Raw genomic sequence first — 24,647 nt, forward strand, 5'->3', positions numbered from 1 at the left:
GTCCTGGGTGGCCCGCCTGTCGGTGCCGCGTGCGAGATTCGGGTCATGCCCGACCGCCCCGACGTCCCTCCCTCGCTCGTCGAGCACCTGGGGAGCCTGCTCGACTTCCCGGAGTGCGCGCGGGAGGACGCCTGGACCGGTGTCCGGTGGCGGGTGCGCAAGGCCACCGTGGCACACGTCTTCGGCGGCGAGGACCAGCTCTTCCGCGTGACCTTCCGCGCCGAGCCGCAGGAGGTCCGGGCGTTCGAGCACCTCGGTCACCCGTACTTCCGCGCCGGCTGGGGCGGCAACGTCGTGGGCGTGGTCCTCGACGACCGCACCGACTGGGACGAGATGGCCGAGCTGCTCACCGACTCCTACTGCCTCCAGGCGCCACGCACGCTGGCCGAGGCCATCGACCGGCCGGAGCCGCCGGACGACGGCGCGGCGACCGCCGGCTGACGCCCGTCAGAGGGAGACGGACGTCCCGACCAGCACCAGCTCGGACGTGTGCGACCCGGCCACGCCGACGTCGGCGGGCCGCGGGCGGAACCCGGGCAGGTCCTCCAGCCCGCCGCCGGCGGCGACGACCCGCAGGTCCAGCGGCTGCCCGGCGGGCACGACGAGCCGCACCTCGAAGCCGTCGTCGCCCGGGGCGTAGAAGCGGGTGTCGAGGGCGCCGCCCTCGACCGGCACCGCCCGGCCGGCGACCTTCGCACTCTCCACGCTCGAGGCGTTCAGCTGCACGTACCGCAGGGCTCCCGCGGTGCCGATCGGCGCCCCCGCACCGGGGGTCACGCGCAGGGTGAGGACGCGGGCGTCGCCCGCCGGCTCGGCGTCCAGCACGTCGACGACGGGGGCGGGCAGGTCGGCCGCCTCGGCGTCGCCGGCGTGCACCTCGCCCGCGAACATCGGGAACGGCTCGGACAGGTCGGTCTCGGTGTCCACGAACTGCGCGGTCCACCTGCTCGGGGTGCCCTCGTCGGAGACCCAGTGCGCCGAGCCGGTGTCGGCGTCCAGCGCGTACGCGAGGCGGGTGGGCTCGGGGTGCTCGGCGTCGAACGGGTCGGCGACGAATCCGACGACGAGCGCGACGACGCCCACCGCGGCGCACGCGCCCACCAGGCCGAGCGCACGTCGTCGGCCGCGGGGCCACAGCGCGGCGAGGACGGGCGTGAGCGCCAGCCCGAGCAGCGCGGCGACGACCGCGGGCGCGGCGCCCGTCGCGAGGCCCAGCGCCGGGAAGAACAGCAGCACGATCGGTACGAGGACCACGACCCCCACGGCCGCGCCCAGGGTCACGGCCACCCGCCGGCCGACGACGCCGCGCGCCACCCGCAGGGTCAGCAGCCCGGCGACGGCGCCCGCGAGCGCCGGCAGCGCGGCGAGGTACGAGCCGCCGGGGGTGACGGCGGCGAGGACGACGCCGAGGACGGCGAGCCAGCCGAGCGCCCCGAACGCGAGCGCGGCCCCGCCGAGCGACCGGCGCAGCCCGAGGAACCAGGCGGTCCACACGGTCGCCACGATGCCGAGCAGGGCGACGCGGAAGCCCCAGGGGCGCCACGGGTCGAGCATCTCGCCATAGCCGGGCCGTACCAGGCCCATGACCCACCACAGCGCGACCGATCCGGCGACGGCACCGGCGAGCGGGAGCAGCGCGGACGCGAAGCCGAGGGCGAGGGTGCCGGCCGTGGTCCGCTCGCCGCGCACCTCGCGCCGACGGGCGAGGGTCACCCCGAGGGCGCCGACCGCGACCACGGCGGCGACGGCGAGCGGCCACACCAGCCAGCCCGGGTAGCGCGCGAGCACCCCTCCCGGCAGCGGGAAGTAGGTGGCGTCGTCGGCCGACGGCGTGGCGAGCGCCGCCGCGTCGGCGTCCCCGAGCTCGCGCGCCAGCGCCAGCATGTTGGCGCCGTGGTGCTGCAGGCTCGCCGTCGACATCCGCTCGGGGGTGTCCTGCGGCGCGTGGTAGGTCGCCGAGCCGTCGATGTACGCGGAGTTGAGGCCGGTGAACCGGCCCTCCGGGTCGTCGAGGAACGGCGAGAAGTCGGTGTCGTTCGGCAGGATGCGGTACACCTCGACCGCCATCGAGCTGCCCACGGGGTACGGCACGTGGGAGTAGGCGTCGACGAGGGCCGCGTTGCCGTCCGACGTCTCGAACATGATCGCCGGGCCGGACGAGCCGCGGGCCTCGACGTTGACCACGACGCCCCCGTCGGCCGCGCGCGGGTCGGAGTCCGCGAACGCCTCCGCGCCGCACAGGCACGCCTCCTCCGCGTCGGTGAACACGAGCACGAGGTCGTTGCGCAGCGGTTCGTCGGCGCCGAGCGCGCGGGCGGTCTCCAGCAGGGTCGCGACGCCGGCGCCGTCGTCGTTGGCGCCGTGCGACACCTCGGCGGAGTCGTAGTGCGCGACGAGGAAGACCGGACCGGTCGGGTCGGTCCCCGGGATCGTGGCGACGACGTTCTTCGTGGCCGCGACGCGGCTCTGGTCGCCCAGCCGGCCGGACATGCCGACACCGTCGGTCACCTCCGGGTCGAGCCCGAGCCCCTCCAGGTCTGCCACGATCGCGTCGCGGACGGCGGCCGCGGCGGCCGTGCCGTGCGGGTGCACCTCGCCGCCGACCGCCTCGACCGTCGCGAACGCCCGCTCGGCGCTGAACTCGTCCGCGGCGGCGTCCGCCGACCGGGCGGACGGCGGCAGCACCGCCCAGACGGCGAGCGCCGTCAGGACGAGCAGGAAAAGGGAGCACGCGAGCGACGTCGCCCGCGACCGGGTGTGGGTCACCCGGGCACGCTAGCGGCGCCCGCGCGGTGTGGCCCAATCGTGATACGCGCCGTCTCAGGTGGACCGCCGCCTGGACCATCGCCGGACCGACAGGCGGACCCACCTGCGGATCGATGGTTGGATCGCCCCGTGCGCGCGATGACGTTCGACCGGTTCGGCGGGCCCGTCACGGTCCGCGAGGTGCCCGACCCCGCGGCTCCGCCCGGCGGCGTCGTGGTGCGTGTCCACGCGAGCGGCCTGTGCCTGAGCGACTGGCACGCCTGGGCGGGGCACGACACGGACATCACCTCCCTCCCCCACGTGCCCGGCCACGAGCTCGCCGGGGTGGTCGCCGCGGTGGGCGACGGCGTGCGGCGCTGGAGCGTGGGCGACCGCGTGACGTCGCCGTTCGTCTGCGGTTGCGGGCACTGCGACTGGTGCCGCTCCGGGCAGGCGCAGGTCTGCCCCGACCAGACGCAGCCCGGGTTCACGCACGCCGGGTCGTTCGCGGAGCTCGTGGTGCTGCACGCCGCCGACACCAACCTCGTCGGCCTGCCCGACGCCGTGGACGACGCCACCGCCGCGAGCCTCGGGTGCCGCTTCGCCACGGCCTACCGTGCCGTCGCAGGCCGGGCGCGGGTGCTCCCGGACGAGCGCGTCGTGGTGCTGGGCGCGGGCGGCGTGGGCCTCAGCGCCGTCATGGTCGCCGCGGCGCTCGGCGCCCAGGTGGTGGCCGTCGACCGGCACGACGGCGCGCTCGAGGCCGCGCGCCGGGCCGGGGCCGCGCACACCGTCCGCGCCGACGAGGACCTCGACGTCGCCGCGGTGGTGCAGGACCTCACCGGCGGCTGCCACGTGAGCGTCGACGCGGTCGGCAGCGAGCGCACCTGCGCCGACGCGATCGGCAGCCTGCGCCGCCGCGGGCGGCACGTGCAGGTCGGCCTGCTGCCGCCGGTCGACGGCCACCCCCGCGTGCCGATGTCCCGCGTGATCGGCTGGGAGCTGGACGTGCTGGGCAGCCACGGGATGGCCGCCGCCGACTACCCGGAGATGCTGGCGCGGGTCGCCGACGGCACGCTGCGCCCCGCCGACCTCGTCGACCGCGTCGTCGGCCTGGACGAGGGGGCGCGGCTCCTCCCCGACCTGCCCGGCACCCCGCGCTCCGGGATGGTCGTCGTCGACCCGCGCCGCTGAACCCGGGGCGGACAGCGGGGCGGGCGGGGCGGGCGAGGCGGGGCGGCAGGGCACCGACGTCGACGTCACGGAGATCACCCCGCCGGCACCCTCCCCGGTCATGGCCCGGCCACCCGGTCGGGGCTATGCTGGCCGACGGCCTGAGCAGCAGCGGCGACCGCCGCGACGACGACGAGGGAGGTGCGCGCCACATGACCCGTAGCGAGCCTCCCAGTAGTCCGAGCCGCGACTGACGGCTCCCCGCCCGGCCACGACGCCGGGCGGCCGTGGCGCACGCGCTCCTGACCGGCGCCACCGTTCTCCGAGCGCCCCGACGATCCGGGGCGCCCCCAGCCGCAGTCGCGGGACCGACGACCGTCCCTCGTCCCTGCACGCCCTCGGAGTCCGCCATGTCCGTCACCTCCCCCCGCGCCACCGGCTCCCGCACGGTCCGCACCCGTCCCCTGCTCGGCGCGCTGCGCCCCCGCCGCGCCACCCCGGCCTCCGGCGCGGGCGGCCACCTCGGCAGCGCCCGCACCGACGCCTCGGCGACGCGGCGCGACGTGCCCGGCCGCTCGTCGATCGTCGAGTCCGCCCTGTACGACGCCGACGGCCGCCGGGTCGCGAGCTTCACGCGCCTCGCGGACACGTTCCGCGAGCTGCGCGCCCACCCCGGCGGCATGGCGTGGATCGGGCTCGAGCGACCCGACGAGACCGAGCTCGCCCAGCTGGCGCGGGAGTTCGACCTGCACCCCCTGGCCGTCGAGGACGCGATCGTCGCGCACCAGCGGCCCAAGATCGAGCGCTACGGCGACACGCTGTTCGTCGTCCTGCACGCGGCCCGCTACCTCGACCACGCGGAGGAGGTGGAGTTCTCCGAGCTGCACGTCTTCGTGGGCCCCGACTTCGTCGTCACGGTCCGGCACGGCGCGTGCCCCGACCTGGCGGCCGTGCGCACCCACCTCGAGGCGCACCCGGCCATGCTGGCCCGCGGCCCCGAGTCGGTGCTGTACGCGATCGTGGACCGCGTCGTCGACGACTACGCACCCGTCGTGGCCGGGCTCGACGGCGACATCGACGAGATCGAGTCCGAGGTGTTCGGCGGCGACGCGGCGGTGTCGCGCCGCATCTACGAGCTCTCCCGCGAGGTGGTCGAGTTCCAGCGGGCGGTGCGCCCCCTGCAGCGCGTGTGCGGCTCGCTCGCCAAGGGCGCGGAGAAGTACGGCGTCACCGAGGAGATGCAGGCGTACCTGCGCGACGTCGCCGACCACCTCACCGAGGTCGCGGACCGCGTCGAGTCGTTCCGCGCCGCCCTGCGCGACATCCTCACCGTGAACGCCACCCTCGTGGCCCAGCGGCAGAACGAGGAGATGACGCACCTCACCGAGGTGAGCATCCGCCAGGGCGAGGAGGTCAAGAAGATCTCCGGATGGGCGGCCATCCTGTTCGCGCCGACCCTGGTCGGCACCGTGTACGGGATGAACTTCGACGACATGCCGGAGCTGCACTGGGCCTGGGGCTACCCGGCCGCGCTGGTGGCCATGCTCAGCGTGAGCGTGGCGCTCTTCGCCGTCTTCCGCTGGAAGCGCTGGATCTGAGCGGGGCCACGCCGCGCGGCTGCCGCCGCGTGGTCGCGCGCGCCGTCGCCGGGCGCGGTCGCTAGGGTCGCGGGGTGACCTCGACCGCGACGACCGCTCCCGGCAGCCCGACCACCGACCCCGGCGGTCTCAACCCCGCCACCCGCACGCTCCTGTCGCTCGGTGCGGCCGTCCTCGTCCTCGCGGGGGTGCACTGGGCCTCGGACGTCCTGGCGCCGGTGTTCCTCGCCGCGGTGATCGTCATCATCTGCCACCCCGTGCGCCGCCCGCTCGAGGCCCGGGGGTGGCCGCGCTGGGCGGCGACCACGGCCGTGATCGTCGTCGCGTACCTCATCCTCGCGGCCCTGCTCGCGATGCTCGTCTTCGCCGGCTTCCAGTTCGCCGACCTGGTCACCGAGTACTTCCGCGACCTCGAGCAGTCGGTGTCCCAGATCGCCGCGCAGCTCGCCGAGCTCGGCCTGGACACGCAGGTCACCGACGCCGCGACGTCGTTCCTGGAGCCCTCCCGGCTGCTGTCCCTCGCAGGCAGCGTGAGCGGCATGGTCCTGTCGATCGCGACGGCCTTCTTCTTCGTGCTCGCCTACTCGATCTTCATGGCGGCCGACGCCGCCCGGTACGCGACCGCGTCCCGCGTCTTCGGCGCCACGCACGCGGAGCAGATCGGTCGCGCGACGCGGTTCAGCACCGGGGTGCGCCGCTACTTCGTGGTCAACGCGACCTTCGGTGCGATCGTCGCGATCGTCGACGGCTTCGCGCTCGCGCTGCTGGGCGTCCCCGCCCCGGTCGTGTGGGCGATCCTCGCGTTCGTCACCAACTTCATCCCGAACATCGGGTTCGTGCTCGGCCTGGTCCCACCGCTCGTCATGGCGTTCGTCGTCGGCGGCTGGCCCCTGGCCCTGGCCGTCGCGGCCGTCTACTGCGTCGTGAACGTGGTGCTCCAGGTGCTCGTGCAGCCCAAGTTCGTCTCCGACGCCGTCAGCCTCAGCCTCACGCTGAGCTTCATGTCCGTGGTCTTCTGGACCTTCGTCATCGGCCCGCTCGGCGCCATCCTCGCGATCCCGCTCACCCTGCTGGTGCGGGCGCTCGTCCTCGAGGGCGACCCGCGCACCGTGTGGCTCCGGTGGCTCTCGGGCGACGACGTCACGCCCCAGGACGAGCGCCCCGCCACCCCGATGCCCGGCGCCGTCGCCGATGCCCCCGCCGAACCCGCCCCCTCGCACCCCGCCGTGGACCGGGTCCGGCACGCGCTGGACGGCGCCGGCGCGGACGGCGACATCCGTTGGCTCGACGACCACGCCACCACCGCCGCACGGGCCGCCGAGGCCCTCGGTGTCCCCGTCGGCGCCATCGCGAACTCGCTGGTCTTCACGCTCGACGACGAGCCGGTGCTCGTCCTGACGAGCGGCGCCCACCGCGTCGACACCGAGTTCCTGGGCTCCCGCCTCGGCGGCCGGCTCGCGCGGGCAAGCAAGGAGACCGTGCGCGACGCCACCGGCCAGGTGATCGGCGGCGTCGCGCCCGTGGGCCATCCCGCCCCCGTGCGCACGCTCGTCGACGTCGACCTCCGGGGCCACGACGTCGTGTGGGCCGCGGCGGGGCACGCGCGGACCGTGTTCCCGACGTCCTACGACGAGCTGGTGCGGATCACGGGCGGCACGCCGACGCCGGTCGTGCCGCCCGCGGAGTGAATCCGGCTGTCCTCGGGCACGGGTCCGCTCAGTAGCCCAGCGCGTCCAGGGCGGCGTCCGCCATCGCGCTCTCGCCGCGCGCGTTCGGGTGCACGGGCACCACGTTCGTGCCGAACAGCAACGGTTCCACCCAGCGCTCGCCGGCCGGGGCGCAGGCGTCGCGGCCCTCGCTGCGCTCCGCGAGGTCGACGAACGTCGCCCCCGCCTCGTCGGCGGCCCGCTCGATGACGCCGTTGAGCGTGGCCTGCAGGTCGCGCAGGTAGGGCACGTCGCCCGCCGCGACGGGGAGCTTGGAGAAGCACCCCTTCTCCGCGGGCACGATCCACGGGTAGCCGAGGATCGCGACGTCGGCGTGCGGCGCCCGGGCCTTGATGTCCTCGAGCGCCTGCCGGACGGCCGGGTACGTGGACTCCTCGACCTGGTCGGTGAAGCGGTCGCCGTAGGTGCGCTCGCACGGGTTGCCGCGCCCTGCCGTGACGGCGCCGGCCGAGCCGCAGGCCAGCAGCGCGCCGATGAACGTGCTGTTGTCGTTGCCGCCGATGGTGAGCGTGACCAGGTCGGCGTCCTCGGTCACGGCGTCGAGCTGCGGCGCGACGCCCGGATACTGGGCCTTGCCGAGGTCCTTGGTCTGGGCCGCCCCGCAGGTGACGTCCACCAGGTCCGCGCCGAGACGGTCGGCGACGAAGTGCGGGTAGTTCAGCGTCGTGCGCAGGCAGGCGAGCGGGGCGTCGGGATCGGGCGGAAGGATGCCCGACCCGGCCGAGTACGAGTCGCCGAGGGCGACGTACCGCACCGGATCAGGTGCCGCTCCGGCGGGTGCCGCGACGGCGACGACGCCGGCGGCGGCGAGCGCGGCGGCGGAGGCCGCGGCGAGGGCGGTACGGCGAGTGCGACGTGCGAGGTGCATGACAACTCCCTTGTGTGTCCGCAGGCGCTCGACGGTGAACGCCGAGACCGAGTATCACGACGTGCGACGGCGTCTACCAGACGACGCGCCGACGATCCTTGCCCCCGGCACCCGCCCTGCCGGTCGCCGGGCCGCGGCTAGCGTGGTGAGAGCGCCCCGCTCCCCGAGCGGGACCGCACCCGACCACCCACGACCACCCGACCGAGGAGCACGACGATGGCTCACGGCGACATCACGCACATCGACATCCCGGTGACGGACAAGGAACGCGCCAGGGGCTTCTACTCCGGCCTGTTCGGCTGGCAGATCGAGGCACCGCCCGGGTTCGAGGACTACCCGATGTGGCGGGCACCCAACCAGATCAGCGGGGGCGGGCTGGCGCCGCGCGGCGACGGGTTCGACCAGCCCCGCAGCTACGTCGAGGTCGACTCCATCGACGAGACCCTCGCCCGGGTGCGCGACCTGGGCGGCACGGTGCTCATGGAGAAGTCCGAGATCAGCCCCACCAGCTGGTGGGCCGTGCTCGAGGATCCGGACGGCAACCGGATCGGCCTCTACGAGGGCACGACGGACGCCGGCTGAGCCGACCGGGGCCGGCTTCTCGGCGCCTCAGCGGGCGAACAGGGCGCCGCCGTCGGGGTCGCCCTCCCGCCGCGGGCGCAGCGCCGACGGGGCCGGCCACGGCAGCGCGAACCGCTCGACGGCGACGTCGATCGCGCCGAGGTCGTCGGTCTGCACGACGACGCGGTCGGGCGTGACCTCGACGAGCTTCACGCGCAGCGGCTCGTCGTCGTCGCGCTCGAGCGTCCAGACGTCGGCCATCCACGACAGCCCGGTCGACTCGAGCGCCTCCTCGGCATCCGTCCAGTCGAGCGGCCCGCTCACGTCCCGACCGAGCAGCGACACGGCGACCCAGCCGTCGCCCTCGGGGCGCAGCCAGCCCAGCGCCTCGCGGTCGTCGGGGCGGCGGTGCTCGATCCAGTCCGCGGGCAGGGGGTTCTCCGGCGCAGGCATGTCGGCACCGTAGGCGACGGCGCGCGGCCTCCGCGAGCGGATTCCCGTACTACCTCGCGGGTTCCGGTGCTACCTCGCGGAGATCGGTGCTACCTCGCGAGGTCGGCGCGGCCGTCGGCGAGCCCGCGGGCGTAGGCCTCCGCGCTGCCCTCACGGAACAGGTCGTCGGCGCTGGGGCGCACCAGCGTGCGGGCACCGGGGCCGTCGGCCTCCGGCCCCTCCCCCGCGCGGACGTGCCGCGCGAGGCCGCGCACCACCGCGACGGGTCGGCCGTCCGCCTTGCCGCGCACCAGCTCCGAGGCGGCTGCGACCTCGTCCGCGACGGCGGTCACCGTGGCCGACAGCGGGCGGCCGTGCGCGTCGACCCCCCCGCGCAGGTCGTCGACGACGTCCACGCCGGCCGCGCCGATCGCGATGTCGGTGAGGCCGTCCCGCCAGGTCCGCCCGGCCGTGTCGGTGACGACGACGCCGAGGCGGTCCAGGCCGAACCGCGCGCGCAGGGCGGCTCGCAACGCGCGCGCCGAGGCGTCCGGGTCCTCGGGCAGCAGCAGCACGGTGCCCTCGGGCGTGTTCGACGCGTCCACCCCGGCGGCGGCCATCACCAGCCCCAGCCGGTTCTCGACGATGCGCAGCGGCGGCTGGCCGTCGGGCCGCGCGCGGGTCGCGACCACGCGCACGGTCTCGTCGGTGATCGCCTGCTCGCGGTCGGCGGCGCGCACCACGCGCCCCTCGGCCTTCGAGACGACCTTGGACGTGACGACGACGACGTCGCCCTCGGCGAGCGGGTCCCCGGACGCCGCGCCGTCGGCGGCCAGCGCGTCGCCGACCAGGCCCGCGAGGTCGTCCCCGGGCCGGACCTCCGGGAACCCGCCGGGCGCCCAGGCGGTGAGCCGAGCGCTCACCGCACCAGCTTCGGGAGCACCTCGCGGCCGAAGACCTCGATCCACTCCTTCTGGTTGCGTCCCACGTTGTGCAGGTAGATCCGGTCGAAGCCGAGGTCGACGTACTTCTGGATGGCGGCGCGGTGCTCGTCCGGGTCGGCGCTGATGACCATGCGCCCCTCGAAGTCCTCGGGGCGGACCAGCTTCGCCATCTGCGCGAAGTCGTGCGGGGAGCGGATGTCGGCCTTGGGGAACTTCATGCCGCCGTTGGGCCACTCGGTCATCGCGTTCGCGAGCGCCTCCTCGTCGGTCTCCGCCCACGACATGTGCACCTGGAGCACCTTGGGCATCCCCTGCGGGTCACGACCCGACTCGCGGACGCCGTCGTCGAACTTGCCGAACAGCATCTCGATCTTCTCCAGCGGCGCCCCGACGGTGATGAGGCCGTCGGCGTGCTTGCCGGCGCGCTTGGCGGTGATCGGGCCGGCCGTGGCGACGAGGATCTCGGGCGGCACCTCGGGCATGGTCCACAGCCGCGTGGACTCCATCTTGTAGTACTGCCCGGAGTGCTTGACGTCCTTGCCGTCGATGCCGGACGCGAAGAGCTTCTTGATGATGTCGATGGCCTCGAACATGCGGTTGATCCGCTCGGGGGCCTCCGGCCAGTACCCGGCCACGACGTGCTCGTTGAGCGCCTCGCCGGACCCCAGGCCGAGCCAGTGCCGGCCGGGGTACATCGCGGCGAGCGTGGCCGACGCCTGCGCGACCATCGCCGGGTGCCAGCGGAACGTCGGCGCCGTGACGCCGGGGCCGAGGTCGCCGCGGGTGCGCTCTCCGAGCGCCGTCAGGACGTTCCACACGAACGCCGCCTCGCCCTGCTGCGGCACCCACGGCTGGAAGTGGTCGGCGGCCATGACGCCGGAGAAGCCGTGCTCCTCCGCGTAGGCCGAGAACTCGACCACGTCGGTGGGGTGGAACTGCTCGAGCATCGCGGCATAGCCGATGGTCAGGTCGGGGTTCGCAGCCATGCCTCCGACCCTATCCCCGGCCGACGACCAGGTACGTGGTACCGGGTCGGTCAGCAGGGTCGGTCAGCGGGGTCGGTCAGCCCAGCCGCTTGGCGAAGAAGTGCTCGGCGTACGGGTTGTCGTTGTACCGGGCGATGCGCCGGTAGCCGGCCCGCTCGTACATCGCGACGGCCTCCGTCAGCGTCCCGTTCGTGTCGAGGCGCACCTCGCGGTGGCCGAGGTCGCGGCTCACGCCCTCGAGGTGGCGCAGCAGCCGGGAGCCGAGCCCCGCGCCCCGCCATCCCGGGTGCACCCACATCCGCTTGATCTCCCCCACGCCGCCGGACACCTCGCTCGACAGGGTGCGCACGCCCCCGCAGGCGACGGGCTCGCCGTCGCTCGTCGCGACGACGAACGCACCCGACGGCGGCGCGAGACGCGCGTCCTCGGGGTCGGGTTCGCCCGACGCGGGCAGGGGACCGGGGTCGAACCCGCCGGGGAAACGCTCGTCGAGCTCCGCCACGTACGCCGCGACCGCGCGCCTGGCGAGGTCCGACGCCGGGTCCGCGCGCTCGAGCGTCACGGTCGCGGCCCGCACGAGGAGGTCGGCCTCCGCGAGGGCCGCGGCGAGCCGAGCCCGCTGGCGGGCGGTGAGCGGCGCGACCAGGTCGCGCGCCCGGTCCACGGACCGCCGCTCCAGGTCGTCCCACGCGCGCCGGCCCGCGGGCGTGAGGTCGACGCGGCGGCGTCGCCGGTCGTCGTCGTCGGGCACGACGGCGACGAGCCCGTCGGACTCCAGCCGGCGCAGCAGGCGGCTGAGGTACCCCGAGTCCAGGCCGAGCCTGGCACGCAGGTCCCGCGTGGTGCCCGGCTCCGTGCCGATCTCGAACAGGAGGCGCGCGGTGCCCAGCGGCATCCCGGTCCCGAGGAACGAGTCCTCGAGCGCGCCCACGCGCTGCGTGTAGCCGCGGTTGAACCGCCGTACGACGTCGACTTGCCGCTCGACCTGCGCGGCCGTCTCCGCCCCCGTCCCACCCGTCGTCCCACCCGTCGAACTCTGCATACCTCTGACTCTAGTCAGAGGTTATGGGCCACGCTCCGGCGCCGTCCGCCGATCGAGACGCCCCTGCCCGGCGGGCCCCGTGCATCTGGGAGAATGACCGACCATGAGCGACTTCCCGACCCCCGAGGCGCCGACCGCGCCCGCGCAGACCCCCGCAGCGACCCCGAACGCCGGCAACCCTGTTGCTCAGGTAGCCGGCGACGTCGTCCGCGCGGAGGTCCGGGAGGTACCGGACAAGGTCAGCCTGGAGGGCCTGGAGCAGCGCTTCGACGAGCGCTGGTCGGCCGAGGGCACCTACGCGTTCGACCGCACGGCCACCCGCGAGCAGGTGTACTCGATCGACACCCCGCCGCCCACGGTCTCGGGCTCGCTGCACGTGGGCCACGTGTTCAGCTACACGCACACGGACACCGTCGCCCGCTTCCAGCGGATGCGCGGCAAGAAGGTCTTCTACCCGATGGGTTGGGACGACAACGGCCTGCCCACCGAGCGCCGCGTGCAGAACTACTACGGCGTGCGCTGCGACCCGTCCCTGCCCTACGTCGAGGGCTTCGAGCCGCCGCACCAGGGCACCGACGGCAAGAACGTCAAGCCGGGCGACCAGGTGCCGGTCAGCCGCCGCAACTTCATCGAGCTGTGCGAGCGGCTCACCGCCGACGACGAGCGCCAGTTCGAGGAGCTGTGGCGCCGCCTCGGCCTGTCCGTCGACTGGGCGCAGAACTACCAGACCATCGACGCCACCTCCCGCGCCGCGTCGCAGCGCGCCTTCCTGCGCAACCTCGCCCGCGGCGAGGCGTACCAGGCGGAGGCGCCGGGTCTGTGGGACGTGACGTTCCAGACCGCCGTCGCGCAGGCCGAGCTCGAGGCGCGCGAGTACCCCGGCTTCTACCACCGCGTCGCGTTCCACCGGCCCGACGGCAGCCCGCTGTACATCGAGACCACGCGCCCGGAGCTCATCCCCGCCGTGGTGGCGCTCATCGCCCACCCGGACGACGAGCGGTACCAGGGCCTGTTCGGCACCACCGTCACCTCCCCCCTGTTCGGAGTCGAGGTGCCGGTGCTCGCGCACCCGGCCGCCGCGATGGACAAGGGTGCCGGCATCGCCATGTGCTGCACCTTCGGCGACCTCACCGACGTGCAGTGGTGGCGCGAGCTGCAGCTCGCCACGCGCTCGGTCATCCAGCGCGACGGCCGCCTCTCCCGCGAGACGCCCGAGTGGGTCGCGGGCGGCCCGGGCGAGGCCCTGTACGCCGAGGAGCTCGCCGGCAAGACGACGTTCAGCGCCCGCAAGGCCGTCGTCGACGCCCTCCGCGAGTCGGGCGACCTCGACGGCGAGCCGTCGGCCACCCAGCGCATGACGAACTTCTACGAGAAGGGCGACAAGCCCCTCGAGATCGTCACCTCCCGCCAGTGGTACATCCGCAACGGCGGGCGCGACTGGGCGGCCCGTGACCTCAAGGCGGAGCTGCTCGCGCGCGGCAAGGAGCTCGACTTCCACCCGGACTTCATGCGCGTGCGCTACGAGAACTGGGTGAACGGCCTCAACGGCGACTGGCTCATCTCGCGCCAGCGCTTCTTCGGCGTGGCCGTGCCGCTGTGGTACCCGGTGACCGGGGCGGGCGACGTCGACCACGACCACCCGATCGTGCCGACCGAGGCGGAGCTGCCCGTCGACCCGACGTCGCAGGCCCCGGCCGGCTACGAGGAGTCGCAGCGCGGCGCGCCGGGCGGCTTCGTCGGCGACGCCGACGTGATGGACACCTGGGCGACGTCGTCCCTGTCCCCGCTGATCGTGTCCGGCTGGGAGCGTGACGCGGACCTCTTCGAGCGCGTCTACCCGATGGACCTGCGCCCGCAGGGCCAGGACATCATCCGCACCTGGCTGTTCTCCTCGGTGGTCCGCTCGCACCTCGAGTGCGGCGTCCTGCCCTGGAAGCACGCCGCCATCAGCGGCTGGATCCTCGACCCGGACCGCAAGAAGATGTCCAAGTCCAAGGGCAACGTCGTCACGCCGATGGGCCTGCTCGAGGAGCACGGCGCGGACGCGGTGCGGTACTGGGCCGCCGCCGCCCGCCTGGGCACGGACGCCGCGTTCGAGGTCGGCCAGATGAAGATCGGCCGCCGCCTCGCGATCAAGGTGCTCAACGCCTCGAAGTTCGCCCTGACGTTCGGCGTGGACCCGGAGACCGGCGCCGGCGAGATCGTGCTGGACCCGGCCCGCGTCACGGTCCCCCTGGACCGCGCGATGCTCGCCGGCCTGGCGGACGTCGTCGAGCAGGCCACCGCCGCGTTCGAGGCGTACGACCACACCCGCGCGCTGGAGGTCACGGAGACGTTCTTCTGGACCTTCTGCGACGACTACCTCGAGCTGGTCAAGGACCGCGCGTACGGCGCCGGCGCCGCGGCCACCGAGGTGACGGCCGAGACCGTGTCGGCACGCACGGCCCTCGCCCTCGCGGTGGACGCGCTGCTGCGCCTCCTGGCACCGTTCCTGCCGTTCGCGACCGAGGAGGTCTGGTCGTGGTGGCGCACCGGCTCGGTGCACCACGCCGCCTGGCCGGTGGCCGCGCCGCTGCGCGCGGTGGCCGGCGACGCCGACCCGGTGCAGCTCACCGCCGCCGGGCACGCCCTCGCGGCGCTCCGCAAGATCAAGTCGGAGGCCAAGGTCTCCATGCGCACGCCGATCCTCACGGCGTCCATGGCCGTGCCGGCCGCGATGCTCGACGGCGTCCGGTCGGCGCTGGACGACGTCCGCGGCGCCGGCCGCGCCACCGGCACCCTCGACGTCGTCGAGGCGGCCGAGGGCCAGGGCAACCCGGACGTGCAGGGCGGCATCGTCGTCACGGCGTCCGAGCTGGGCGAGCCCCCGGCCCGCAAGCCCAAGGCCTGACCCGCGCGAGGTAGTTCCGAACCCGCCGAGGTAGTCCCCGACTTGCCGAGGTAGTTCGACAAGTGCCGAGGTAGTTCGTGGACGGCCGCAGTTCTGCGGCCCGCACGGACTACCTCGGCACTTGTCGAACTACCTCGGCAACTTCCGGACTACCTCGGCGTGGTGAACCGGTCGCCGTCGCCGCTCATCGTGGCGGCGACCTCCTTCGGCGTCCCGTCGTCGTGCCACCGCAGGGTCGCGCCGACGCCGTCCATCAGGTCCACGGACCCCTCGGGCGCGAACGTCAGGGCGGCGTCCTGCGCGATCGCCGCGCGCAGCAGGGCGGACGGCGCGGGCATCTCCTCCAGACCGTCGGTGACGCCGAGGTCCTCCAGGTCGGCGCGCGAGGTCGCGACGTGCATCGGGTCCGGCCCGATCCACAGCGTGCGGCCGCCGAGCAGCCCCGTGAGGTCCGGTCCCCCGACGCCGTTGCCCGGGGCCGTGAGCACCGCCGCGGCGTCGAGGGCGAGCTGCTCCGACAGCACGAGCGCCTTCACCTGCCCGCGGGAGAGCACCGCGACCACGTCGTCGACCGACGAGACCGCGCCCTCCTCCCGGCCCTGGTCCTGGCGGTACTCGGCGAGGACCACCTCGCGCCGGCGCTCCCGGTAGGAGTCGAGGGCGTCCTCGACGTTGGCCTCGAACGTGTCCGCGCGGACGCCCGGGCCCCGCCCGCCGCCCGAGACCTCGACGGTCCGCCGCGCGGTGTCCTGCCCGAGCTCGGCACGCACGAGGTTCACCGCCCGGACGTCGCCGGTGAGCAGCACGACCTCCGGGCGGCCCTCGGCCACGCGGCGGTCGATCTCCGCCGCCACCGCCGCGGCGTTGCGCTTCCAGGAGTCCTCGGCGCGCGACTCGATGATGGCGCGCTTGGTGCCGGTGCTGGAGGTCTTGCTGACCTCGTCGTTCGGGCCCTCGAACGTCTCGCGCGCCCCGCCGGGCCGGCCGACCGCGTCGCAGGGCCAAAAGTCCGCGCCGCTGCGGTCGACGGCGACGCACAGCGCGTCGACGGTCTCGTCGGCCGCCAGGGCGGCCTGCAGCAGCGCCGGGACGGGCAGCCAGACCCCCGTGGCCACGGCGGGCGGGTTGCGCAGCACGCGGTCCACCGCGACGCCGCCGTCCCCGGCGATGAGCACCCGGCCGTGCGCGCCGGCCACGCGCGTGGGCCGCAGCACCGCGGCCTCGAGGTCGTCCAGCACCCGGGTGGGTGCGGACTGTCGCTCGAGGGAACGTCGCACCGCCCGCCACCGGTTCGCGACGTCCCTGTCGCCCGCCTCGGCCGAGGGCGTCGCGTCCAGGTAGACGGTCGCGAACGGTCCGGGGCGGCCGACGAGGGGCTTGAGCCAGTCGATCTTCATCCGTGGATCCCCCTGATGTCGTCGTCGGCTGTGTCCTCCAGCGTGCGACGGAAACGCGGCGGACGCCACCCCTCGGCCCGGCGGTCCCGACCTCGCGCGCGAGGTCAGATCTCACCTCTTCAAGCGTAGGTGTCCAGGGGCGGCAGCTCGCCCTTGAGGCGCCCGGCGGCGTGCTCCTCGGCGATGCGCTCGTGGTGCCGGATCACCTCGGAGACGATGAAGTTGCGGAACTGCTCCGTGAACTCCGGGTCCAGGCCGGCGCCCGCCGCGAGGTCCTTGAGGCGGTCGACCTGCTGTCGGTCGCGAGACGGGTCGGCGGGCGGCAGCCCGCCCACCGCCTTGAGCTCGCCGACGCGGCGCGTCATCTTGAAGCGCTCGGCCAGCAGGTGCACGAGTGCGGCGTCGATGTTGTCGATGCTGGCGCGCAGGTCCAGGATCTCCTGGGGCATCCCGTCCGACGCGGGGCGCGGGGCGGGGTCCTGGGGGACGTCGTGAGGGGTGTCGGGCATGACTCGATCCTACGAGGCGCGCCGAGCGTGTAAGGTCCCACGTCGGCCCGAACGCCGACCGGAGACTGGTCGGGAACCGCCGGCCACCACCACGCGGCACGACGCCAGGGACGCACACCGCCCGCCCACGCCGCCCACCCGGAGAGAGAGCAGATGACGGTCGCGACGACGCCGAGCCTCGTGGACGTGCCCGAGGGCACGAGCATCAGCACGCTGCTGGCCGACCGGGTCGCCCGGACGGGCGACCGCACCCTCATCGAGCGTCGCACCGCGTCGGACGGCTCCTGGGTGCCGGTGTCCGCCGGCGAGTTCCAGGCCGACGTCATGACCGTGGCACGCGGGCTCGTCGCGCACGGCATCGAGCCCGGCGACCGCGTCGCGATCATGTCGCGCACCCGCTACGAGTGGACGCTCCTCGACTTCGCCGCCTGGGCCACCGGCGCCGTGGTCGTGCCCGTCTACGAGACGTCTTCCCCCGACCAGGTGCGCTGGATCCTCGAGGACTCCGGAGCCCGCCTGGTCGTGGTGGAGACGCCCGCGCACGCGGACGCCGTGCGCCAGGTGGACGACGAGCTGCCCGACCTCGAGGAGGTGCTCGTCATCGCGACCGGTGCCGTCGACGAGCTGCGCGAGGCCGGTGCGTCGGTCCCCGCGCGGGACGTCACGGCCCGCCGCGACGCCGTGCGCCGCGACGACCTCGCCACGATCGTCTACACCTCCGGCTCCACGGGACGCCCCAAGGGCGCCGAGCTCACGCACGGCAACTTCGCGCACCTCGCGATGAACGCCCGCCTCGCCCTGCCCGAGCTTCTCGACTCGGACGGCGCGCGCACGGTGCTCTTCCTTCCCCTGGCGCACGTCTTCGCCCGCCTCATCCAGGTCGCGGTGATCGCCAGCGGCTCGGTGCTCGGCCACCTGCCCGACGTGAAGACGCTCACCGACGACCTCAGGACGTTCCGCCCCACGTTCCTGCTCGCCGTCCCCCGCGTGTTCGAGAAGGTCTACAACTCGGCCGAGCAGCGGGCCGCGTCGCGCACCCAGCGGCAGGTCTTCGGCTGGGCCGCGCGCGTGTCGGGCCAGTACTCGCGTGCGCTCGACACCGGACGCGTCCCGGTGACGCTGCGGGCCCGCCACGCGCTGGCCGACCGGCTGGTGCTGTCCCGGCTGCGCACCGCGATGGGCGGGAACCTGCGGTACGCGATCTCGGGCGGCGCGCCGCTCGGAGACCGCCTCGGACACTTCTTCCGCGGGGCCGGGCTCACCGTGCTCGAGGGCTACGGGCTCACCGAGACGACAGCCCCGACCGCGGTGAACCTGCCTTCCGACCTGCGCATCGGCACGGTCGGCCCGCCGTTCCCCGGCACCTCGGTGCGGATCGACGACGACGGCGCGGTCTTCGTGGCGGGCCCGCACCTGTTCCGGGGCTACCGCGGACGCCCCGACCTGACCGCCGACGCGATGACGGACGGCTGGTTCCGCACCGGGGACCTGGGCGCCCTGGACCAGGGTCACCTGCGCATCACAGGGCGCACCAAGGAGATCATCGTCACCGCGGGCGGCAAGAACGTGGCCCCGGCGCCGCTGGAGGACCGGGTGCGCGCCCACCCCCTCGTGTCGCAGGTCGTGGTCGTGGGCGACAAGCGTCCGTTCATCGGCGCGCTCGTCACGCTGGACGCCGAGATGCTGCCCGGCTGGCTGGCCACGCAGGGCATCGCGCCGATGTCGGTGGGCGCCGCGCGGACCGACCCCCGGGTGCTGGCGGCGCTCGACGCGGCGGTCGAGGAGGCGAACACGGCCGTCTCCCGGGCGGAGTCGATCCGCAAGTTCCGGGTGCTCGAGGGCGACTTCACCGAGGCGAACGAGTACCTGACGCCCTCGCTGAAGGTGAAGCGCGACCTGGTGCTGCGCGACTTCGCGGACGAGGTCGACGCGCTCTACGCCCGGTAGTGCTCAGTGCCCGGTAGTGCTCAGCACCCGGCAGTGCTCAGGCGCTCTTCTCGCGGGGCGCACGACGGCGGACGGGCGAGGTGCGCGGCACGAGCGTCGGGTTGACGTTCTCCAGCACGACCTCGCGGCTCACGACCACCCGCTCGACGTCGTCCCGGCTGGGCACGTCGAACATCACCTGCTGGAGGACCTCCTCCATGATGGCGCGCAGCCCGCGCGCCCCGGTGCCCCGCAGCAGCGCCTGCTCGGCGATCGCGTGGACGGCGTCCTGCTCGAACTCGAGCTCCACGCCGTCGATCTCGAACATGCGCTGGAACTGCTTGACGAGCGCGTTGCGCGGCTCGGTGAGGATCCGCACCAGCGCGTCGCGGTCCAGCGGGGACACGGACGCGATGACGGGCAGCCGCCCGATGAACTCGGGGATGAGCCCGTATTTCTGCAGGTCCTCGGGTCGCACCTCGGCGAACAGGTCGTCGTCGGCCGCGGTCTCCATGGGGGCGCTGAAGCCGATGCCGCGCTTGCGCGCGCGGGACGCCACGATGTCGTCGAGGCCGGCGAACGCGCCCGCCACGATGAACAGCACGTTCGTGGTGTCGATCTGGATGAACTCCTGGTGCGGGTGCTTGCGCCCGCCCTGCGGGGGCACCGACGCCGTCGTGCCCTCGATGATCTTCAGGAGCGCCTGCTGCACGCCCTCGCCGGAGACGTCGCGCGTGATCGACGGGTTCTCCGCCTTGCGGGCCACCTTGTCGACCTCGTCGATGTAGATGATGCCCGTCTCGGCCTTCTTGACGTCGTAGTCCGCGGCCTGGATGAGCTTGAGGAGGATGTTCTCGACGTCCTCGCCCACGTACCCGGCCTCCGTGAGGGCCGTGGCGTCCGCGATGGCGAACGGCACGTTGAGCATCTTCGCCAGCGTCTGCGCCAGGTAGGTCTTGCCGGTGCCGGTGGGCCCGATGAGCAGGATGTTGGACTTCGCGATCTCGACCGCGTCGTCGCCGTCGCGCTGGGCCTCGCCCGCCTGGACCCGCTTGTAGTGGTTGTAGACCGCCACCGCGAGGGCCCGCTTGGCCGGCTCCTGCCCGATCACGTACTGCTCGAGGAAGTCGAAGATCTCGCGCGGCTTCGGCAGCTCGGTGAGCCCCAGCTCCGCCGCCTCGCCGAGCTCCTCCTCGATGATCTCGTTGCACAGGTCGATGCACTCGTCGCAGATGTACACGCCGGGGCCGGCGATCAGCTTCTTGACCTGCTTCTGCGACTTCCCGCAGAACGAGCACTTCAGCAGGTCTGCGCCGTCACCGATCCGAGCCACCGGGAGCCTCCATCTCGTGAGTGCACGTCCTGAGTGCTTGGTCCTGCGTCCATTCCACACCACGGGGGCGTCGTTGTCAGCCGAGCAGCCCGGTGCGTCGTGTCGCGGGGCCCGCGATGTCTCCCTCGGGAGGTCGCGGGCCCCGTGAACGTGCAGGTCAGCGCGGCGCGAGAGCGGCGGGCTTGCGGCTCTCGAGCACCTGGTCCACCAGGCCGTAGTCCTTGGCCTGCGCGGCCGTGAGGATCTTGTCGCGCTCGATGTCCTCGCGCACCTGCTCCTCGGACTTGCCCGTGTGCGCCGCCAGCGTCGACTCCAGCCACTCGCGCATGCGGATGAGCTCGTTGGCGTGGATCTCGATGTCGGACGCCTGGGCGTAGCCGCCGCCCTCCATCGCGGGCTGGTGGATCAGCACACGGGCGTTCGGCAGCGCGAGGCGCTTGCCCGGCTGGCCGGCGGCGAGCAGCACGGCCGCGGCGGAGGCCGCCTGGCCGAGGCACACCGTCTGGATCTGCGGCTTGATGAACTGCATCGTGTCGTACAGCGCCGTCATGGCCGTGAACGACCCCCCGGGCGAGTTGATGTAGATCATGATGTCGCGGTCGGGGTCCTGGCTCTCCAGGACCAGCAGCTGCGCCATGATGTCGTCCGCCGACGCGTCGTCGACCTGGACGCCCATGAAGATGATGCGGTCCTCGAACAGCTTGGTGTACGGGTCCTGGCGCTTGAAGCCGTACGCGGTGCGCTCCTCGAACTGGGGCAGCACGTAGCGCGACGTCGGAGCGCCGTGCGGGAGCGCGACGCCGCCGGGGCGCGCCGCGGCGCCCGCCAGGTTCTGGGCCCGCATAGCGAACTGGTACTCGTCTGAGTAGCTCACGGTGTTCTCCTCGGGTGGGAAGTCGGTGGGTTCCGGGGGCGGGTGGTCGGCGTCAGGAGCCCGACGCGCCGCCACCGCCCGAGACCGAGGCGGCGCTGGTGACCACGTGGTCGACGAAGCCGTACTCGAGGGCCTCGTCCGCGGTGAACCACTTGTCGCGGTCGTTGTCCTTGAGGATCGTCTCCAGCGACTGCCCGGTCTGCTCGGCCGTCAGCTCGGAGAGCACCTTCTTCATGTGCATGATCAGCTGGGCGCCGATCCGCACGTCCGTCGCGGTGCCGCCCACGCCGCCGGAGGGCTGGTGCATGAGCACGCGGGCGTGCGGGGTGATGTAGCGCTTGCCCTTGGTGCCCGACGAGAGCAGGAACTGCCCCATCGACGCGGCCATGCCCATCGCGATGGTCGCGACGTCCGGCTTGATGTACTGCATCGTGTCGTAGATCGCCATGCCGGCCGTGATGGATCCGCCGGGGCTGTTGATGTACAGCCAGATGTCCTTGTCCGGGTCCTCAGCGGCGAGCAGCAGCATCTGCGCGCAGATGGCGTTCGCGTTCTCGTCGCGCACCTCCGAGCCCAGCCAGATGATGCGCTCCTTGAGGAGCCGGTTGTAGATGGAGTCGTTGAGCCCGAGGCCCTGGCCGTCGGCGCGCGCCACCGGCGTCGCACCGTCCATCCGCAGCAAGTCGTTCACGTCCGTCTCCTTCGTCATCGCCGTCGATCGACCCTAACGTGCGGCAGCCACGCGAAACGTCCCGGTGGAGGGGCTTTTCGCTGCGGGCGCACACGACGACGCCGGCGGCGGTCTCGGCTCACGCCCCGTGCACCTCGCACAGCGCCCGGGCGGCGCGCCGAGCGGTCGGGAACGGGTCCTTCGGCACGCCCGTCCCCGCCCCCGCCAGCGCCCCGTCGTGGAGCAGCAGCAGCGCGTCCGCCAGCTCGCCGGGACGTTCGAGCCCGGCTGCGCGGCACTCGGTCTCGAGGAGCTCCCGGACCCACGACTTCTGCCGGGCGACCTCGACGGCGACGGGCCGGTCGGCGTCGTCCACCTCGGCGCGCGCGTTGATCGCGGCGCAGCCGCGGCCGCCCTCGGCCGCCGACCACCCCTCGGCGGCGCCGAAGACCGCGAGCACCCGGCCGACGCCCGGCTCGGGGTGCGCCGCGAGGGCCCGGACCAGGTGTGCCTGCCACCGGGAGTCGCGGTCGCGCAGGTACGCCACCACGAGCCCCTCCTTCGAGCCGAAGCGGTCGTAGAGCGTCTTCTTCGTGACGCCCGCCTCCGCCGCGACGGTGTCGACGCCGACGGCGTGCAGCCCGCGGGCGTAGAACAGGCGCGACGCGGCCTCGAGGATCCGGCGCGCCGCCGGGGTGAGGGACGCCTGCCGCGGGGTCTGCTCGGTCACCCGACCCACGATACGGACCGGTCCACCCCCACGGACGACGCCGGCCCGCACCGTCCGGGGGGACGGTGCGGGCCGGCGTGGGTGTCCGGGCGGCCGGGGTCAGGCCTTGGCCGTCTCCTCGGAGGTCTCCTCCGTCGGCTCCTCGGACGTGGTGTCGTCGGCGGACCCCTCGACCTCGGCGGCCGCGGCGTCCTCCTCCTCGGTGCCGATGAACTCGGCCAGGTCGACGACGTTGCCGTCGGAGTCCTTGACCTCGATGTCGCGCAGCGCGACCGCGAGGGCCTTGGAGCGCGCGACCTCACCGACCATGGCGGGGATCTGGCCGCCCTGGTCCAGGGTCGAGATGAACTGGTTCGGGTCCATGCCGTACTGCTGCGACGCCTGGACCAGGTACTCGACGAGCTCGCCCTGGCCGACCTGGACCTCGAGCTTCTCGGCCAGCGTGTCCAGCAGGATCTGGTTCTTGAGGGCCTTGGTGGCGTCCTCGGTGACCTCGGCGCGGTGCTCGTCGTCCTCGAGACGGTTCTCCGACTCCAGGTGGCGGTGCACCTCGGCCTCGACGGCACCGGACGGCACCGGGACCTCGACGGCCTCGAGCAGCTTCTCCAGCAGCAGGTCGCGGGCGGCGACGGCCTGGTTGGACGTCTTGATCGACGCGACCTGCTCGCGCAGGTCCGCCGTCAGCTCCTCGAGCGTGTCGAACTCCGAGGCGAGCTGGGCGAAGTCGTCGTCCGGCGTCGGCAGGTCGCGCTCCTTGACGGCCGTGGCCGTGACGGTGACCTGCGCCTCCTCGCCCTCGTGCTCGCCGCCGGCGAGCTTCGTGGCGAAGGTCGTGGTCTCGTCCGTCGACAGGCCGGTGAGGGCCTCGTCCAGGCCGTCCAGCATGTTGCCGGCGCCGATCTGGTAGGAGACGCCGGAGACCGAGTCGATCTCCTCGTCGCCGATGACGGCCTTGAGGTCGATGACGACGTAGTCGCCCTCGACGGCGGGACGGTCGACGCCCACGAGGGTGCCGAAGCGCTCGCGCAGCGCGTCGAGGCGCTCGGTGACGTCCTCGTCGGTCACCTCGGTGGAGTCCACCGTGATGTCGATGCCGGACAGCTCCGGGAGGGTGATCTCGGGCCGGACCTCGACCTCGGCGGTGAACGCGAGCTGGCCCTCGCCGGCCTTGGCGGGGACCTCGGTCACCTCGACCTCGGGCTGGCCCAGGGGGCGCAGCGACTCGGCCGTGACGGCGTCGCGGTAGAAGTTCGACAGAGCGTCGTTCACGGCGTGCTCGACGACCGCACCCCAGCCGACGCGCTGGTCGATGATGCGCGGGGGAACCTTGCCCTTGCGGAACCCGGGGATGTTCACCTGCTCGGCGATGTGCTTGTACGCGTGGTCGATGCTCGGCTTGAGCTCGTCGTACTCCACCTCGACGGTCAGCTTGACCTTGGTGGGCTCCAGGGTCTCGACGGCGCTCTTCACTTCGATGGTCTCCAACGGTTCGGGTGCTGCGCGCGCGTCTCACCGGCGCGAGCCGGCCTGGTTGCTGCGGCGCGGGGTGCGGGGACCGTACGACGGGCGTACGGGCAACCCGTCCATCCTACGCCACGGCGAGGGCCGCCCGGGGACGCCCGCGTCACGACGACGCGCGTCCCGGGCGACCCTCGCCGGGTACGTCCTGGCAGAGGATCGGGCGCGGACGATCAGGAGCAGGTGTAGGTGATGCCGTTGACGTCGTGCACGCCCGGCCCGAGGTCGCCGCAGACCTCGATCAGGTGGCTCGCCGCCACGCCCAGCACCACGGCCAGGATGATCGTCCCGAGGAGCACGAGGGCGCTCACGATGATGCCGGCGATGGCGACGCCGTTCGGCTGGCCCACCTTGCGCGACTTCACGAGGCCGACGATCGACAGGATCAGGCCGACGATCGACAGGGGCCCGAAGAAGCCGAGCACCAGGCCGACGATGCCCAGCGTCTTGCCCGGGTTCTGCGGCGGCTGGCCGTAGGCCGGCGCGTACTGCCCCGCCGGCGGCGCGGCGGGGTACGCCTGGCCGGGCGCCTGCGGAGCGGCGGGGTACGCCTGCCCGCCGGCCGGCTGGGCGGGGTAGGCCTGGCCCGGCGCCGGCTGACCCGGGGCGGGCTGCTGCGGCTCGGTGCCGCCGGGGGGCGTCGCACCCGGCTCGGGCGTGCCTGGCGTGTAGGGGTCCGGGGTGGTCATCAGGTTCTCCTCGCACGTCGGTCGCCGTCCGTCGG

General features: G+C 73.7%; 21 protein-coding genes and 1 pseudogene. 8 read left to right on the top strand and 14 right to left on the bottom strand.

Annotation, left to right across the window (positions count from 1 at the left end; translation table 11 throughout):
• Nucleotides 1-45: 45 nt before the first annotated feature.
• Nucleotides 46-441, top strand: coding sequence for an MmcQ/YjbR family DNA-binding protein (locus ACFQ8Y_RS10655; RefSeq protein ID WP_430585427.1), 396 nt, complete (start codon nt 46-48; stop codon nt 439-441).
• A 6-nt stretch (nt 442-447) separates the two neighbouring features.
• Here ACFQ8Y_RS10655 and ACFQ8Y_RS10660 read toward each other — a convergent pair whose 3' ends face one another.
• Complete coding sequence (locus ACFQ8Y_RS10660; RefSeq protein ID WP_430585428.1) at nt 448-2,766, bottom strand: M28 family peptidase; 2,319 nt, start codon at nt 2,764-2,766, stop codon at nt 448-450.
• 129 nt (nt 2,767-2,895) lie between these two features.
• On the opposite strand from ACFQ8Y_RS10660, the gene ACFQ8Y_RS10665 reads away from it, so the two are divergent.
• From ACFQ8Y_RS10665 to ACFQ8Y_RS10680, 4 genes and pseudogenes are all read left to right on the top strand, one after another.
• On the top strand, nt 2,896-3,939 hold the full coding sequence (locus tag ACFQ8Y_RS10665) for an alcohol dehydrogenase catalytic domain-containing protein (protein ID WP_430585429.1): 1,044 nt from the start codon (nt 2,896-2,898) through the stop codon (nt 3,937-3,939).
• Between the two features lie 389 nt (nt 3,940-4,328).
• A complete protein-coding gene (gene corA, locus ACFQ8Y_RS10670; protein WP_430549830.1) occupies nt 4,329-5,516 on the top strand; it encodes a magnesium/cobalt transporter CorA in 1,188 nt (395 codons plus the stop codon).
• A 74-nt stretch (nt 5,517-5,590) separates the two neighbouring features.
• A pseudogene (locus ACFQ8Y_RS10675) lies at nt 5,591-6,592 on the top strand (AI-2E family transporter); the annotation flags it as partial.
• A gap of 96 nt (nt 6,593-6,688) precedes the next feature.
• Entirely contained in the window at nt 6,689-7,204 is a 516-nt protein-coding gene (locus ACFQ8Y_RS10680) for a YbaK/EbsC family protein (protein WP_430563333.1), read from the top strand.
• A 28-nt stretch (nt 7,205-7,232) separates the two neighbouring features.
• Here the strand turns inward: ACFQ8Y_RS10680 and ACFQ8Y_RS10685 are convergent, their stop codons facing one another.
• Nucleotides 7,233-8,111 (bottom strand): SGNH/GDSL hydrolase family protein, encoded by an 879-nt coding sequence (locus tag ACFQ8Y_RS10685; RefSeq protein ID WP_430563284.1) that lies wholly within the window; start codon nt 8,109-8,111, stop codon nt 7,233-7,235.
• Between the two features lie 216 nt (nt 8,112-8,327).
• Here ACFQ8Y_RS10685 and ACFQ8Y_RS10690 point away from each other — a divergent pair, with 216 nt between their 5' ends.
• Nucleotides 8,328-8,693 carry a VOC family protein gene (locus ACFQ8Y_RS10690; RefSeq protein ID WP_430585430.1) on the top strand — a complete coding sequence of 122 codons (366 nt, stop codon included), beginning with the start codon at nt 8,328-8,330 and terminating at the stop codon, nt 8,691-8,693.
• Between the two features lie 27 nt (nt 8,694-8,720).
• Here the strand turns inward: ACFQ8Y_RS10690 and ACFQ8Y_RS10695 are convergent, their stop codons facing one another.
• From ACFQ8Y_RS10695 to ACFQ8Y_RS10710, 4 genes are all read right to left on the bottom strand, one after another.
• The gene (locus ACFQ8Y_RS10695) at nt 8,721-9,125 is read right to left on the bottom strand and encodes a hypothetical protein (RefSeq protein ID WP_430549827.1); all 405 of its coding nucleotides are present in this window, start codon (nt 9,123-9,125) and stop codon (nt 8,721-8,723) included.
• An 89-nt stretch (nt 9,126-9,214) separates the two neighbouring features.
• Nucleotides 9,215-10,027: a coenzyme F420-0:L-glutamate ligase gene (cofE, locus tag ACFQ8Y_RS10700; protein WP_430585431.1), complete on the bottom strand. Its 813-nt coding sequence runs from the start codon at nt 10,025-10,027 to the stop codon at nt 9,215-9,217.
• Entirely contained in the window at nt 10,024-11,034 is a 1,011-nt protein-coding gene (locus ACFQ8Y_RS10705; RefSeq protein ID WP_430549825.1) for a TIGR03557 family F420-dependent LLM class oxidoreductase, read from the bottom strand. The genes cofE and ACFQ8Y_RS10705 overlap by 4 nt, the downstream gene beginning before the upstream one ends.
• 76 nt (nt 11,035-11,110) lie before the next feature.
• Nucleotides 11,111-12,076 carry a GNAT family N-acetyltransferase gene (locus ACFQ8Y_RS10710; protein ID WP_430585432.1) on the bottom strand — a complete coding sequence of 322 codons (966 nt, stop codon included), beginning with the start codon at nt 12,074-12,076 and terminating at the stop codon, nt 11,111-11,113.
• Between the two features lie 103 nt (nt 12,077-12,179).
• Between ACFQ8Y_RS10710 and valS the strand changes: the two genes are divergently transcribed.
• A complete protein-coding gene (valS, locus tag ACFQ8Y_RS10715; RefSeq protein WP_430585433.1) occupies nt 12,180-14,966 on the top strand; it encodes a valine--tRNA ligase in 2,787 nt (928 codons plus the stop codon).
• Between the two features lie 149 nt (nt 14,967-15,115).
• Here the strand turns inward: valS and ACFQ8Y_RS10720 are convergent, their stop codons facing one another.
• Together ACFQ8Y_RS10720 and ACFQ8Y_RS10725 are read right to left on the bottom strand one after the other, a co-directional pair.
• Nucleotides 15,116-16,363 carry a hypothetical protein gene (locus ACFQ8Y_RS10720; RefSeq protein ID WP_430563279.1) on the bottom strand — a complete coding sequence of 416 codons (1,248 nt, stop codon included), beginning with the start codon at nt 16,361-16,363 and terminating at the stop codon, nt 15,116-15,118.
• A 119-nt stretch (nt 16,364-16,482) separates the two neighbouring features.
• Nucleotides 16,483-16,872, bottom strand: a complete 390-nt coding sequence (locus tag ACFQ8Y_RS10725; protein WP_430549821.1) for a chorismate mutase — start codon at nt 16,870-16,872, stop codon at nt 16,483-16,485.
• Nucleotides 16,873-17,025: 153 nt separating this feature from the next.
• On the opposite strand from ACFQ8Y_RS10725, the gene ACFQ8Y_RS10730 reads away from it, so the two are divergent.
• On the top strand, nt 17,026-18,819 hold the full coding sequence (locus ACFQ8Y_RS10730) for an AMP-dependent synthetase/ligase (RefSeq protein WP_430585434.1): 1,794 nt from the start codon (nt 17,026-17,028) through the stop codon (nt 18,817-18,819).
• Between the two features lie 37 nt (nt 18,820-18,856).
• On the opposite strand, the gene clpX is transcribed toward ACFQ8Y_RS10730, so the two are convergent.
• The 6 genes from clpX to ACFQ8Y_RS10760 form a co-directional block, all read right to left on the bottom strand.
• The gene (clpX, locus tag ACFQ8Y_RS10735; protein WP_430549819.1) at nt 18,857-20,131 is read right to left on the bottom strand and encodes an ATP-dependent Clp protease ATP-binding subunit ClpX; all 1,275 of its coding nucleotides are present in this window, start codon (nt 20,129-20,131) and stop codon (nt 18,857-18,859) included.
• Between the two features lie 157 nt (nt 20,132-20,288).
• The gene (locus tag ACFQ8Y_RS10740; RefSeq protein WP_430549947.1) at nt 20,289-20,975 is read right to left on the bottom strand and encodes an ATP-dependent Clp protease proteolytic subunit; all 687 of its coding nucleotides are present in this window, start codon (nt 20,973-20,975) and stop codon (nt 20,289-20,291) included.
• An 82-nt stretch (nt 20,976-21,057) separates the two neighbouring features.
• Nucleotides 21,058-21,678, bottom strand: a complete 621-nt coding sequence (locus ACFQ8Y_RS10745; protein ID WP_430549946.1) for an ATP-dependent Clp protease proteolytic subunit — start codon at nt 21,676-21,678, stop codon at nt 21,058-21,060.
• Between the two features lie 136 nt (nt 21,679-21,814).
• Nucleotides 21,815-22,405, bottom strand: a complete 591-nt coding sequence (locus ACFQ8Y_RS10750) for a TetR/AcrR family transcriptional regulator (protein WP_430585435.1) — start codon at nt 22,403-22,405, stop codon at nt 21,815-21,817.
• 99 nt (nt 22,406-22,504) lie between these two features.
• Entirely contained in the window at nt 22,505-23,875 is a 1,371-nt protein-coding gene (gene tig / locus ACFQ8Y_RS10755; RefSeq protein ID WP_430585448.1) for a trigger factor, read from the bottom strand.
• 221 nt (nt 23,876-24,096) lie between these two features.
• Nucleotides 24,097-24,612, bottom strand: a complete 516-nt coding sequence (locus ACFQ8Y_RS10760) for a DUF4190 domain-containing protein (protein ID WP_430565194.1) — start codon at nt 24,610-24,612, stop codon at nt 24,097-24,099.
• Nucleotides 24,613-24,647: the final 35 nt, after the last annotated feature.

Origin of the sequence: Isoptericola sp. NPDC056605 (assembly GCF_042792795.1) — a bacterium.
GTDB lineage: Bacteria > Actinomycetota > Actinomycetes > Actinomycetales > Cellulomonadaceae > Isoptericola.

Excerpts from the sequence above, each read along its gene's own strand:
- ACFQ8Y_RS10655 (WP_430585427.1), top strand. The coding sequence starts at position 46 with ATGCCCGACCGCCCCGACGTCCCTCCCTCGCTCGTCGAGCACCTGGGG.
- corA (WP_430549830.1), top strand. The coding sequence starts at position 4,329 with ATGTCCGTCACCTCCCCCCGCGCCACCGGCTCCCGCACGGTCCGCACC.
- ACFQ8Y_RS10680 (WP_430563333.1), top strand. The coding sequence starts at position 6,689 with ATGCCCGGCGCCGTCGCCGATGCCCCCGCCGAACCCGCCCCCTCGCAC.
- ACFQ8Y_RS10685 (WP_430563284.1), bottom strand. The coding sequence starts at position 8,111 with ATGCACCTCGCACGTCGCACTCGCCGTACCGCCCTCGCCGCGGCCTCC.
- ACFQ8Y_RS10690 (WP_430585430.1), top strand. The coding sequence starts at position 8,328 with ATGGCTCACGGCGACATCACGCACATCGACATCCCGGTGACGGACAAG.
- ACFQ8Y_RS10695 (WP_430549827.1), bottom strand. The coding sequence starts at position 9,125 with ATGCCTGCGCCGGAGAACCCCCTGCCCGCGGACTGGATCGAGCACCGC.
- ACFQ8Y_RS10705 (WP_430549825.1), bottom strand. The coding sequence starts at position 11,034 with ATGGCTGCGAACCCCGACCTGACCATCGGCTATGCCGCGATGCTCGAG.
- ACFQ8Y_RS10710 (WP_430585432.1), bottom strand. The coding sequence starts at position 12,076 with ATGCAGAGTTCGACGGGTGGGACGACGGGTGGGACGGGGGCGGAGACG.
- valS (WP_430585433.1), top strand. The coding sequence starts at position 12,180 with ATGAGCGACTTCCCGACCCCCGAGGCGCCGACCGCGCCCGCGCAGACC.
- ACFQ8Y_RS10720 (WP_430563279.1), bottom strand. The coding sequence starts at position 16,363 with ATGAAGATCGACTGGCTCAAGCCCCTCGTCGGCCGCCCCGGACCGTTC.
- ACFQ8Y_RS10725 (WP_430549821.1), bottom strand. The coding sequence starts at position 16,872 with ATGCCCGACACCCCTCACGACGTCCCCCAGGACCCCGCCCCGCGCCCC.
- ACFQ8Y_RS10730 (WP_430585434.1), top strand. The coding sequence starts at position 17,026 with ATGACGGTCGCGACGACGCCGAGCCTCGTGGACGTGCCCGAGGGCACG.
- ACFQ8Y_RS10740 (WP_430549947.1), bottom strand. The coding sequence starts at position 20,975 with ATGCGGGCCCAGAACCTGGCGGGCGCCGCGGCGCGCCCCGGCGGCGTC.
- ACFQ8Y_RS10745 (WP_430549946.1), bottom strand. The coding sequence starts at position 21,678 with ATGGACGGTGCGACGCCGGTGGCGCGCGCCGACGGCCAGGGCCTCGGG.
- ACFQ8Y_RS10760 (WP_430565194.1), bottom strand. The coding sequence starts at position 24,612 with ATGACCACCCCGGACCCCTACACGCCAGGCACGCCCGAGCCGGGTGCG.